Annotated in this window: 10 protein-coding genes; 7 read left to right on the forward strand and 3 right to left on the reverse strand. The window is 47.8% G+C overall.

Annotated elements, in window-relative coordinates; genetic code table 11:
* Positions 1-30: 30 nt before the first annotated feature.
* From HZB62_01660 to HZB62_01670, 3 genes are all read right to left on the reverse strand, one after another.
* Entirely contained in the window at positions 31-2,019 is a 1,989-nt protein-coding gene (locus HZB62_01660; protein ID MBI5073866.1) for an adenylate/guanylate cyclase domain-containing protein, read from the reverse strand.
* 110 nt (positions 2,020-2,129) lie between these two features.
* Positions 2,130-3,089, reverse strand: coding sequence for a FecR domain-containing protein (locus HZB62_01665; GenBank protein MBI5073867.1), 960 nt, complete (start codon positions 3,087-3,089; stop codon positions 2,130-2,132).
* Positions 3,090-4,382 (reverse strand): tetratricopeptide repeat protein, encoded by a 1,293-nt coding sequence (locus HZB62_01670; protein ID MBI5073868.1) that lies wholly within the window; start codon positions 4,380-4,382, stop codon positions 3,090-3,092.
* Between the two features lie 548 nt (positions 4,383-4,930).
* On the opposite strand from HZB62_01670, the gene HZB62_01675 reads away from it, so the two are divergent.
* The 7 genes from HZB62_01675 (at position 4,931) to HZB62_01705 (ending at position 13,338) form a co-directional block, all read left to right on the forward strand.
* Positions 4,931-6,283 (forward strand): alginate export family protein, encoded by a 1,353-nt coding sequence (locus HZB62_01675; GenBank protein MBI5073869.1) that lies wholly within the window; start codon positions 4,931-4,933, stop codon positions 6,281-6,283.
* Positions 6,284-6,500: 217 nt separating this feature from the next.
* Entirely contained in the window at positions 6,501-6,728 is a 228-nt protein-coding gene (locus HZB62_01680) for a hypothetical protein (protein MBI5073870.1), read from the forward strand.
* A 134-nt stretch (positions 6,729-6,862) separates the two neighbouring features.
* Positions 6,863-7,645, forward strand: a complete 783-nt coding sequence (locus tag HZB62_01685) for a DUF922 domain-containing protein (GenBank protein ID MBI5073871.1) — start codon at positions 6,863-6,865, stop codon at positions 7,643-7,645.
* A 254-nt stretch (positions 7,646-7,899) separates the two neighbouring features.
* Positions 7,900-9,342 (forward strand): cytochrome c biogenesis protein ResB, encoded by a 1,443-nt coding sequence (locus HZB62_01690; GenBank protein MBI5073872.1) that lies wholly within the window; start codon positions 7,900-7,902, stop codon positions 9,340-9,342.
* Position 9,343: 1 nt separating this feature from the next.
* Positions 9,344-10,429, forward strand: coding sequence for a c-type cytochrome biogenesis protein CcsB (ccsB, locus tag HZB62_01695; protein MBI5073873.1), 1,086 nt, complete (start codon positions 9,344-9,346; stop codon positions 10,427-10,429).
* Between the two features lie 75 nt (positions 10,430-10,504).
* Positions 10,505-11,956, forward strand: a complete 1,452-nt coding sequence (locus tag HZB62_01700; protein ID MBI5073874.1) for a hypothetical protein — start codon at positions 10,505-10,507, stop codon at positions 11,954-11,956.
* A complete protein-coding gene (locus HZB62_01705; GenBank protein ID MBI5073875.1) occupies positions 11,956-13,338 on the forward strand; it encodes a sigma-54-dependent Fis family transcriptional regulator in 1,383 nt (460 codons plus the stop codon). The genes HZB62_01700 and HZB62_01705 overlap by 1 nt, the downstream gene beginning before the upstream one ends.
* Positions 13,339-13,342: the final 4 nt, after the last annotated feature.

Below are 13,342 nucleotides of genomic sequence, written 5' to 3' on the forward strand. Positions count from 1 at the left end.
TTACATATCTGCTGTGACGATTGGTTCCCTCTATTTTTCTTTCAGCTCAACTATCCTGTCTTCGCATTCGACGATTTTAGACTCGGTATTGTGGTCGGCAGTTATCAATTCATAAATCCCGACAGGTTTTTCCTTTCCCTTCACGATAACTCTCTCTTTACCTAAGACAGATGCATGGCCAATTGCCCCGCCTTCAAAGGAGCTTCTGATTTTGCCTAAGGTATATTCTGTTATTAAAATTCTGGCATTGTATTTCTTGGTCAAAGACTCAACTCTTGAGCCGAGGTTTACGTGGTCTCCTATCACAGTATAATCCATCTTTTTGCCTATTGCCCCGATATTCCCTACGGTCACTTCTCCGGTATTAATGCCGATCCCTATATCCAGTCTCGGCTTCCCTTCGGCTTTCCATTTTTTTTGAAGCTCGTCAAGCCTCGCTGACATATTCAGTGCGCATTTAACCGCAAGTTCTGCATGGTTTTCCTGAATAAGCGGAGCGCCCCAGAAGGCCAATATAGCATCCCCGATAAATTTATCGAGGGTCCCGTCCCATTTAAAGACAATTTCTGTCATTTCTCCAAGATATTCATTGAGTATGGCTACAACTTCTTCAGGTGAATATTTCTCTGATATGGAAGTAAACCCCCTTATATCAGAAAAAAGGACTGTCGTTTCCCTCCGCATGCCTCCGATGCCGGCCTTTTCAGGATCATTGATAAGGATTTCGACAATTTTCGGAGATACATAACTGGAGAACATTCTTCTTATCTCCTTTGCCTTCTTCTCCTCAAATACGAACATGACTACTGTTTGAAGAGTGAATATGCCGAACATATTCGTGACCGGGTAAAGAAGGTTTATCCAGAGACCGTGATACAGGAGCAGAAAATAACTCAGGAAGAGGTAGAAAATGATAAGGCCTGCGGCAAGTACAGAGCCTTTCAGCGCACGAAGACGGGGGACCAGCAGACCAAGAAGGATACCCGAAAAAATTATGGCAAAGACCTCTATGATCTTGGGACTCGGCGTAAGAAAATTATTCAGGAGTATGTTTTGCACAATTGTTGCGTTCTTCTCGACTCCAGGCAGATCAGCAGACAACGGCGTGACCTTCTGATCATAGGTTGCCAGAGCCGACGTTCCGATAAGAACGATCTTATCTTTGAAGAAGCCCGACGGGATTCTGTCATTCATGACATCTGATGCGGATTTGTAATGGAAGCTATTGGCTTCGCCGACGTAATTAATAAGCACCCTGCCATTGATATTGGTTTTAATCGTCGTATCGCCGAGTTTTACCGCAGCTGCAGGATAAAGGACCATATCTTTCATTTGTATACCACGTGCGATCCTTGCGATCTGCAGGCCGAACTGTGGATAGCAGTCATCTCCATAGAGCAAATACATAGGCTCCCACCTGATAACACCATCCCTATCAGGCTGGGTGAAGACATTGCCGAGTGTTGCCGATTTGGCTAACACCTCAATAGGCGGGTTAACGCTTTCAGCCTGTATTGAGAGTGGCTTCCATTTTATCCATCTGGGACTATTGACCTGCATAAAGGCGGTATCCCAGAGGAAATCCGGCGTCTCCCCTATAGTCAGATTGAATCTTTTGCCAGGGGGAACAAAGAAGGGTGTTGCAAGGACAATATTGCCGGCCTTTTCGAAAGCCTGCGCAAGCTTGCCGTCAGCCTCTTTGTTGTCCGGTTCGGTATACATAATATCAATGCCGATGACCTTTGGGCCGCCTCTTGATATTTTACTGACCAGCCCGGCCTGAACATCTCTTCCCCAGGGCCATCTCCCAATCTCTTTTATGCTCTTGTCGTCAATTGCAACAATAACGATATCTGTTAACGCGGATTGCGTCTTGAAATGGTTTCGCATTATGAGTCTAAGATCATAGGTTTTGCTTTCAATTTTTTCGTGGATTACAGCGGGGTCCAACCATTGGAGAGCGATAAAAATTGTTGTTGAAACAATAGCGATGAGAGACAGCAGCCTGGTCTTCTTCATTGTTGGAATTATACAGGATCAAAATAAAAAAGAGTGATTGCCCTTAAACAGGCAATCACTCTTCTGAGGATATTTTATGGATACAACATTCTATAAATTATACGTTTCTGCTACCTCTTTTTGCCATCTAAATTATACCCGCCCCCGTTGATCCCGCATCCATCAGGACAAGAATCTACTGGATATGGCGAAGGTGTAGGTCCCTGCGGTTCCGGTTCAACCACTGGCGGCGGTGGCGGTGGCGGCGGTGGCGGCGGTGGCGGTGGCGGCGGTGGCGGTGGCGGCGGTGGCGGTGGCGGCGGTGGCGGTGGCGGCGGTGGCGGTGGCGGCGTCCCGCTTCTTGGCTCCAGACTCTCCTGATTGAACGGAGGTTCTATTATTTTTATTCCATCAACGCCAACCTGTACACCAATCGGCCCTTCCAAACGTATTTCGTTGTCGCTTATATCTGTCGCCCGCATTAATCTGTCTATTATGTCTTGAGGTGCTGCAACAGCAGAAGGGAGAGGCTCTCCCTCAATGATGGTAATCATCATACCTGCAGTAAGGGTTACTGAACCTGTAATGTTGGGGTTCGAACTCGATACGTCTACCGCGTTCTCAATGCAGATGATAATTGTGTATTTTTTCCCATCAGGGGTAACGCCCGTCTCAAAGAGTATTATTGTCCCGCGGGCTGCTGCGACCGCTGTTGGCGAATGGACCTCAAAGTTTGTTTTTCCGACGACTGCCCTCATCTTGCCATCGATAAGGTTATATATCGACTGCCCGCGCTTGTCCTTGTTGTAGAGGTAATCCCGAACGATTACAGTCGATTTTTCGCCGAGCGTCAGGACGCTTTCATCGGAAAAGAGTATCTTGATTTTTGACGATTCTGAAGTTGAAACCGTGTCTTTCAGCAGTATTTCGTCTTTAACCTTAGACGCGAATTCCCTTCCATCCCTCTTAATAACTGCTTTGTTCTTAACCGCAACTACCCCGCCGGTATCCTCCTTTGCGAAAGCAATGCCTGTGGCCCCAATCACAAGAAGGAAACTTAATAGAATTGATGTAAATCTGATTGTTTTCATCTAAAACCTCACATTCAGAAAGAGACTTGTTATGCCGCGTTTATAATCGAAATCTTCTATATTTGATTTATTTCTCGTATAAAGCTGGGCCAGGGTTATACTTAAGGTATTGGAATATGCCTTTGTCAGAGCTGCCGACACCGTACGACTCGTATCCTTCCGTCCCGAATTGGATGCCGGGCTGATTCCCTCAAAGTCTCTGCTGTAGTATTCTCCGGAGAGATCCAGAAACATCCGGTGGGGCAGGGAGAAGGTCAGCCCTGCAAAGAATTTGTCTCCGCTATAGTCCCAGTATTCCTTATTTGCTGCATTTTCGTCATGCGCATACCCGACTTTTGCAGCTACTGAAGTTCTTAAAGGTATTATCTGCGTTATTTTTGCCAGATTATTAGATCCGGTTCTGAAAGAATTTGTGGTAAAAAGCTCAGTATTCATGAAATGACTATATTGGTAACGATATTCCAGGACCGTCGAAAAACCATTTCCTTCCGACAGCGTGAGTGAGGGGGAAATAGAATGAGCGTAGTCATATCCATCGCCACCCAGATAGACATATTCGAATGTGTATGTCCCGGTGAGTTTAAGAGAAGGGGTAACCGTATAGGAACCCTTCAGGTCAAACAGATGCTGGGACACATTAAAGTCCGACAGGTTGCTGTGAAGGCTCTGATACAGACTGTATCCGGCAGAGCCTTCCAGATTCTTATTGCTGATAAAAGTGTATTTTCCCTTGAGATACACGACGGCTCTCCAATCGGACTTGTCCGATACGCCAAGGGGCATGGGGCGGTCATCCGGTATAATTGCGACATTGGTATCGTATTGGCCACCTAATGAAATAAGCAGTGACCAGGGCTTTCCGCTTCCTCCCTGATCCATGGCCCTCAGATATTTCTCCGCCATATCAGAGAGTTCCGTTTGAGGCGCAAGTTTTTTTGTGGCATTAAAATGCTCTTTGGCCTCGCTGAAGGCCGACTGATTAAAATAGAAGATACCGAGCTCCAGATTCGTGCGGGGGTTCTTCGGGTTCAGAGAAAGAGCTTTTTTGAGAGAAGGTCCCGCTTCCTTGTTTCCCGAACGACTCTGGGCTATGCCAAGATAGAGTGTTGCCGTATGGTCATCCGGATGTTCTATCAGCGCGGCCTTGAATTCATCAGCAGAATCCCTGTAATTGTTTACTTCAAGTGCTGATATTCCTAAAGCAATATGTTTTTGGTATACGGAATCATCCGCATACGATATCCCTGAGACGATAAAAAAAATCAACACTGAGAAGAAAGACCTGATTTTCATAAATACCCCTCCTTTGACACTAATTATTATGCGGTTGCGGTTATTTGTCAAGCACCTATTTTGCATCAGTTATTTTGTATTAATTCATCATTTTATTCTTATCTGCCATGCCACTCTGAAGTCGCTGTGCTGCTCGGCCAGGCCATTGTCATTGTTGCTACCGTATTTCTGTTTTTAGCGATGTATGATACCATCAATGCAACGGGTAGTTGCAGAATGGACACACTTTAGCGATCCGAGAAATGACTAATTCTTTTTATTTTCAAAGGATTATGAATGGTATATATATTGCATGTATAACCGTAAAGAATTTATATTGCAGGGCATTATTACTTGACCTATGATAGCGAGTAATGCTTTAATCTAAAGCAATATTGAAAATGAAATATAGTTCATCATGACTGCTTTCTGTAAATAAAGAGAAAGAAAGCAGAATCTTCTGAAAAGGAGGTGACTTGAGGGGCCTGAATTTTATTGTGATGTAAGATTTTGCGCAGCAAATCCCGCTTCGCGGGATATAATACTGAACTACCTTAAGGAGGTAGGAAGTGAAGAAAACATTTGCAGTAATCGCAGCAGTACTGTTCGTACTGAGCTTTGCGGCATCAGCGTTTGCAATTCATGCTGAGATCCCCGCAGAGACCCAGGCAATCGTAGCAAAGGGCAGCACACAGCTCACTCTTGGCGGAGAGATCAGGATCAGGGGCTGGTATTATGACAACCTTGGCGCTAATTTCGGCGCAGCTGTTGGAAAGAACCCTCAGGATTCCAATTCAAAAGCTAACTGGGACCAGAGGGTCAGGCTTAGCGTTGATGCAGTGGTATCCCCGAATGTTATGGGCAAGTTGCTGTTGGAAACAGGCGGCTCAGATGGCAGCACCACTGATATCTATTCATTGGGCAGGCTCAACCAGAAGCCTAACGGCGTTACAACTTTTTCCGAGGCATGGATCCTGTACACGGGATCAGGTCTTTTCGGCTTTAACTCAGGCCTCAAGATCGGTCATATGCCTCTGAAGCTCTCTGAGGGCGTATTCTTTGACAACACCCAGTACGGTGATGATGCAGTAGTATTCTTTATGGACCCTTCAAAGGAACTCCATATCGGTCTTCTCACCATCAAGGCATCAGAAGCAGGTGTTGCAGGCAGCACAACGGGCAACAACCAGAACACAAATGACCTTGATGCTTATGTAGGCCTTATGACCTACAAACTTGCTCCTACCCACACTATCGGCCTGAACTACACGTACATCAACGAGTCAGATGCTGACCTTAAGTTCCAGAACCTTGGCCTTCATGCCAACGGCAAAGCAGGAAACTTCGGTTACAAGGCTGAAGTTGACTTCCAGTTCGGCAGTGTTTTTTCCGGAGCTTCAAAGTCTAAGTTCAGTGGCCTTGGCGTTATGCTCGGCGGTAACTACTCAATGAACGCTCTGAACCTCAGGGGTATGTTTGCTTATGGCAGCGGCAACAAGACAGATACCACGAAGAATGAGGCTTTCCAGACACTTGTTGGCGGAATCCAGCATTACACTTTTGTGTATGACTACAGAGCAGCAACAGCAGCTAATGGTCAGACTCTTTCCGGCATCAACAATGGTGCAGGCACGGGTATTGCCAACACAACCGTGTACGATCTTGGTCTTGACTACAAGGCAACCAAGGAAATCGGCACAAAATTTGACGTATATTTCCTCAGAGCTAACAAGGTAGCAAGCAACGTTTCAAAGAACATCGGAACAGAGCTTGATGCAACTGTTACGTATCAGGTCGCAAAGAACCTTACCTATGCGGTCAACATCGGTCACCTGATAACGGGCAATTTCTACCATGAGGCTTTTGGTGTACAGAAGAAGAACACAACAGTTCTTAACAACGTTCTTACCCTCAGCTTCTAAAAGAAGTATAACTCTCGTCCATCCTCTCCCTGTGCAGGGAGAGGATGGACATTGTTAAACGGTTAGTCAGAAGCAGGTGCTTTAAGCAGTATGTTATAGAAAGGCCCCGATTTATCGGGGCCTTTTGCATTCCTCGCTGACCCTTCTCCTGTATCGACGCCTTGACCTGCCAATCTGATTTAAGGTATTTTCCAGTATGAATATTTCACCGCGCATAATGGCTGTAGTCACGATATGCATTCTTACCTTTGTGCTGAATCTTTTTTTCGGATACTTTCGGGCAAGAGAGAGAAAATTTTCTTTTAAATGGTTTCTTTGTATCCACCTGCCAATCCCCCTTGTTGCCTTTGCAAGGCTTTATGCCCAGCTCGACTATGCGGTTATCCCTCTTTTTCTGATCATTGCTGTTGCCGGCCAGATCCTGGGCGGCAAGGTGCAGCTGTGACCATTGTCTGCAGTGATCCTGAAAGGACCGGGACGCATCGCGGTCAACGAATCCAATGCCCGGCGGCTGAAGGGTTGATACTCGTATATGTTGTGCTGCCTGCCTGACTGTTTTCTGCCTTGGATTTGCCGGCCATGAAGACACTGAAGTCTCTCCTCATTGCTGTTTTCTGCCTCATGATCGTACAGTCTGCCCATGCGGAGGTATTCAGATATTTTGATGAAGAGGGCACCCTGATCGTCACGGATGACCCCTTTGGCACAAAGAAAAGGGAACGTCCGGAATACCGCAAAAAACAGACAGGGAACAATAGAGTCCATCTCAATTTCAGGGAAGATGTTTCCTATGAATTTTATGAGGTTTCCGGGAAAACATTTCACGATGCTGTTGCTGCAGTGGACAGACTCGGTCCATTTGATCTGCGCGAAGGCAGGCGTTATGCCGGCCAGACGCGCTGGAATTTCGGACTGTCCTATGCCATTGATTTCAGCTACAGGATTGAAGGCGGCCTGATAGTCGCTTCCGTGCAGATCTCCAATATTGATTTCAGATCAGACATTACTGTTACCCTGCCGGTGCTCTCGGACAGTAGCAGGTTTGAATCACCTGATATCAGGGCTTGGGAAGAATTCCTGCAGAAGCTCGCCGAGCATGAGGATGACCATGTAAGGATCATTCAGGAGCCGCGTTTCAGGCAGGAAGTCATTTCCGGGATCTACGGGGTCAGAGAGCTGACCCTGCCTCATCAGACAGATGAAAATGCAGGGGCTATGGTAAAGAGCGCTATTGAATCGAAGATTGGCGCTTTAGCTCATGAGACAATCAGAAAGATAAAACAGAAGAATGACGAATACGATAGCTTCACAGACCACGGCAGAAAGCCTGAGTTGCGCACGGTTTTTTTTCAGAACCTGTAGGAGCAGCGGCTCAGACCGATAGCCTGCAGGTGTTTCGTGTATTAGGTTGATAGCAGATAACGGCCTATTCTTTCAGCTATATCTGCAGACTGCAGTCGTATGCAGCTGAGCAGTTGTGCGACTTCTTCATATTTTCTTCATATGGCAGCGGTATCCTTTATGACAATGCCGGATTGCCATCCAGTCGCGAATTGTGTGTTTTTTTCCCTGAAAAATACTAAAATATACAACTAAATTTAGAGGAGACAGCCTTGATGACAGAAAAAAAGAATAAGAACATATTCGATAAAATCTGGGATATCTTTGCCTCGGTCAAGACCGCAGTCGTTATCTTTGCGCTTATCTCCCTTACGTCGATCGTCGGCACCATCATTGAGCAGCAGGCAGATCCTGAGAAGAACATCAAGGTCCTTACAAAGATGTTCGGCCTCGATCACGAGGCTGGCCACAGCGTGCTCAGGGTCCTTGATAAGCTCGGGTTCACAGATATGTATCACTCTTGGTGGTTCCTCGCATTTCTTCTGCTGTTTGGCGCAAACCTGATCATCTGTTCAATTGACCGTCTGCCGAGGGTTTGGAAGCTCGTTCAGGAAAAGATACGGCCTGTGCCTGTTGACTATATCGAGAAGATGTCGGTAAAAAGCTCAGTGACCCTCAAGGGCAGGCCTGCCGGGGCAAAAGAGAAGATCGTCTCTGCTATGAGCAGCATTGGATTCAAACCTGCGGAGTCTGCTGAGGGCGAGACGGTCCAGCTCTATGCAGAACATGGTAATTATACGAGGCTCGGCGTTTATATTGTTCATCTCAGCGTTCTGCTTATTCTTGCAGGCGCTGTAATAGGAGTATTTTTCGGGTACAATGCGTTTCTGAATCTTCCTGAGGGAGAGACGTCATCGGTAGCGTACCGGGACCGTGGTACAGAGATTCCCCTCGGCTTTGAACTGCGCTGTGACAATTTTGAGGTCGAGTATTACCCGAACACAGAAATGCCGAAGGCATACAAAAGTTGGCTCACAGTCCTCAAAAACGGCCAGGAGGTTATGAAAAAATCGATCGTGGTAAATGACCCGCTCAAGTTCGAAGGGGTGACCTTCTACCAGTCGAGTTTCGGGATGCACCCTGATGGTCTCAGCAGAGGCGTTCTTATCCTGAAGGCGGCTGCGTCGGGCGGACAGGCTCAGCAGCTGAACCTGAGAATCGGCGATACGTTCACAATCCCCGGCACCGCGGTCCAGGGGCAGGTAAAGGACTTCAGCCCTGCTCTCTCGTTTGATGAGTCCGGCAAGGCATTTACCTTTGCAGAACAGATGGTGAATCCGGCTGTCTTTGTAGAATTTTCGGAAAAGGGAGCACATAAATTTTCGGGCTGGATATTTAAACGGTTTCCCAATACGTCGTTACTCGCTGATGGCAACCGGGTCGAGTTCCTTGACCTCTGGGGTGTTCAGTACACCGGTATGCAGGTGAGAAAGGACCCGGGCGTGGGTATTGTTTATCTTGGCTGCATTATCATGGCTATCGGGTTGTATATGACGTTCTTTATGAGCCACAGACGAGTTTGGGTTTCCCTGATAGAGGAAAAGAGCGGACTGAAGATCGTTATTGGCGCTTCTGCCAACAGGAACAGGACTACTTTGGAAAGAAAAATTGAAAAGCTGGTTGCCTTGCTCCAGTCCGAGCACAAAGGGGGAAAGTAATATGAAGAGTTCGTTCTTTTTTGGTTTTGCCACCATCACTTATTTTGTTGCCATGATGCTCTATATCAGCTACCTTGCATTCAGAAAGAGCGGCATCGGCGTGCTGGCCACGACGATCACCGTTGTTGGCTTTGTTTCTCAGACGCTTGCTCTCTTCCTGCGCTGGGCAGAGTTTGCAGAGGTTGGCCAGATGGGATGGCTCCGTGCCGTCCCTCTTACGAACCTCTATGAATCTCTCATATTCTTTGTGTGGTGTCTTATTCTTGTCTATCTCATCATCGAGTTCAAATACAAAAATAAGAGCTTCGGCGCATTTATTACACCTATTGCAGCTCTGGCCCTGGCGTTTATCGACCTTTCGGGAATGTCTAAGAATATCCAGCCCCTTGTGCCGGCGCTCCAGTCCAACTGGCTTCTGGCGCATGTGATGATGAGCTTCATTTCCTATTCGCTCTTTGCGGTCTCGTTCAGCACCGGGCTTATGTATCTCATCGTAAGATCCGAGCAGAAGACCGAGGCCTCATACATATTCTGGACCGTCACGTTTGGCATCTTTATTGCGACCCTTGCTGCCATGGGACTTGATTTCCTTACGTTCAAAGTGGCCTTTATGGGCAAGCAGGAGCTGATCAAGAGCTATCTCTTCAAGGCATCATTCAGAAGTGATTCGCCGGCAATCGTAGCCTTCAGTTATGCCGCTACGCTTGCCCTTATCTTTGTAGTCTGGCGCTTTGGCGGCCTGCTCAGGAAGATCATCACGAGCTTCAATATCTCTGCCGAAATGCTCGACGAGCTGACCTACAAGAGCATTGCGATCGGGTTTCCGATCTTCACCCTTGGCGGTCTTATCTTTGGCGCCATATGGGCTGATCAGGCATGGGGTAAATACTGGACCTGGGATCCCAAGGAGACCTGGTCATTGATCACCTGGTTCTTCTATGCCTTCTTTCTCCATAGCCGTCTCATGAGGGGATGGAAGGGGAGAAAGGTTGCTGCTGTTGCGGTGCTCGGATTCATTGCTGTCATTTTCACCTATCTTGGCGTGAATCTTCTGCTCTCGGGCCTTCACAGTTACGGCGGACAATAAGATTACCGGACAATAGGCATGCACGACTCCCTGCAAAAGCAGGGAGTTTGCCTTTATAAGGGGGAATTACATCCGTTGAGCCTGTATAGAAGGCATATCCTGTCTATTGTCTCAGTCTTCTTTATTATCAGCGGGCTTTTTTCCTGGCTAAGCTATGGAGTGACGCAGAGACATATTGACGACGCGAAAAGGGAGCGGGTTGAGCTGCTTGCCGAGGTGGTCACAAACGGCCTCAAATCGATGATGCTCGAGGGCCGGCCGAAGGAAGAATTTCAGCGTTTTCTTGATGGGTTTGCTGCCGAGGACATCAAAGCTGTTCGTATTTTCTCGGATAGCGGGATCATACTCAGTTCGACCGTGCCCGGAGAGGTCGGTCGGTCGGTTGATGAGAGTCATGTGAAGGCCTTTAAGATACGCAGGGGACCCTCCCTGTTTATCCACAGGTCTGAGGGGCGTGAGGTCTACTCCAGCATCAAGATCATGGGCAATGACTGGCCCTGCCAGAGATGTCATGGTTCTGGCGACGAGATCAGGGCCATTGTTGACCTTGAGGTGCTGCACGGGAAAGAGGAACGTACCGTTACGAGTGCTATTGCCTGGACGGTAGGAGCCTGGCTTAGCATCACCATCCTGCTTTCTTTTTTTCTTATTGTCATTACCCGCCGTCAGATCAAGAAGCCTCTTGAGAAGACTGTCGAGGAGATCAACAGAATAGCGGCGGGCGAGCCGGCTGCGCAAGTTTCTGCATCAGGGGCTGATGAGCTCGTGGCAATAGCTGCCGGCGTCAACAGAATAGCCAAAGAGCGTGAAAAGGCGCTTGAGGCAGTTCATCGCTATGAGAACACCGAGACGAGCCAGCTTGAAAAAATGGCATCGATCGGCGAGGTTGCTGCCACGGTTGCCCATGAGATCAAGAATCCGCTTGCCGGTATCAGCGGGGCGCTGCAGGTTATGGCTGAGGATATCCCTGACGACAGCCCTCGCAAAGAGATCTGTAATGAGATCCTCTCGGAGATAGATCGTCTTGACCGGTGCGTAAAGGAACTTATCATTTTTGCCCGGCCTCAGGAGATCAATCCTGTACATGCTGATCTTAATGGGATTGTATCGAGAGCCGTGTCCGGCATAAGGACGGCTGCCTCGGCCATGGGCATTGAGGTGGCAGAATTGCCCGGAACCCTGCCCAAGACCTTTGTTGATCCTGAGCAGATGGAAAAAGTATTGACCGGTGTTCTGCTCTATCAGATGCAGCGTATGCCTGACGGCGGAACGATAAGGGTCTCGACCCTGCACGACCTCGAAAAGGATGAGGTCAGGATCACATCCGCAGATACTGCCCGTGCACTGAATTCTGAGGATATCAGGAACATCTTCAAGCCCTCATTCTCAACAAAATATACCGGCTCGGGATTAGGGCTTGCGGTGAGCAGAAACATTGTCGAACACCATGCCGGAAGGATCAGGGTGGAGAGCGAACCTGGCATCGGAAACTTCTTTCATATTATAATCCCGGGTAAGAGGCAATAATGGAAACTGCGAAGATCCTGGTTATTGATGACGAAAAGCTGCTCCGCTGGTCGATTGATCAGAACCTGTCGAAGGAAGGCTATAAGGTATTCAGCGCTGAAAAAGGGCTCGAAGGCCTTGATCTCTTCTATGCAGAGCAGCCTGATATCGTACTCCTCGACATCCACCTTCCCGATATTTCCGGCCTGAGCGTGCTTGAGAGCATAAAGAAAGATGACAGTGCGATCGTGATCATGATCACGGCGTTTGGGGATATCCAGACTGCGGTAAAGACGATCAAGCTCGGGGCCTATGATTTTGTCGAGAAGCCGTTTAATATGGAAAAGCTCAAGATCCTGATCAGCAAGGCTCTTGAGACTGTGACCCTGCGGAAAGAGGTCACGCAATTCAGGACCCAGATATCAAAACAGTTCGGGTTTGCGAACATTGTCGGCAAATCCGAGCAGATGATGAAGATCATGGAGCTTGCGAGAAAAGTTGCAAAGAGTGACGCCACGACCATTCTGCTTCAGGGCGAGAGCGGGACCGGCAAGGATATGATCGCAAAAGTGATCCATTATGAAAGCAGCCGGGCAGCAAAGCCCTTTATGGACATAAATTGCACCGCCCTCCCTGACACGCTGATCGAAAGCGAGCTTTTTGGCTTCGAGAAAGGGGCTTTTACCGATGCGAAGCAGATGAAGAAGGGGCTCTTTGAACTTTCTGACGGCGGCACCATCTTTCTTGACGAAATAGGAGATCTGAAGCTCAGTACGCAGGCAAAGCTTCTTAAGGTCATCGAGAACAAGACCTTCAAGCGGATTGGCGGCATCAGGGACATTACTGTCGACCTGAGGATTATTGCTTCTACCAACAAGAAACTTTCAGAAGAGGTGAAGAAGGAGAACTTCAGGGAAGACCTCTATTACCGCCTGAAGGTTATTCCTGTTGTCATGCCCCCGCTCAGGGAACGGCCTGAAGATATCACTCTCCTTGCGCAGTTCTTTATTGACGGGTTCAACAGGGATTTCAAGAAAAATGTAAAGGGACTGTCGACTGAGACGGAAAAGGCATTTCTCGCATATTCCTGGCCGGGCAACGTCAGAGAGCTGAAAAATGTGATCGAGCGGGCAATGATCCTTGAGAATGATGAATATATCCTCCATGAACATCTGCCAATTGAATTTTCGGCAAAAAGTGAGGTGCCTGCAGAGATTTCTTCAGGCCAGATCACGCTGCCTGTTGCAGGTCTCGATATAGAAGAAGTTGAAAAGGAGCTTATCCGGCAGGCCCTTGAGCAGACGAAATATAATCAGACAAAGGCTGCCCGTCTTCTGAATCTCACAAGAGATGCCCTCAGATACCGGATGCAGAAATTCGGCTTCCTGCAGGATAAAGTCTGAGATC

The sequence above is a fragment of the Nitrospirota bacterium genome, assembly GCA_016214855.1.
GTDB lineage: Bacteria > Nitrospirota > Thermodesulfovibrionia > Thermodesulfovibrionales > UBA6898 > UBA6898.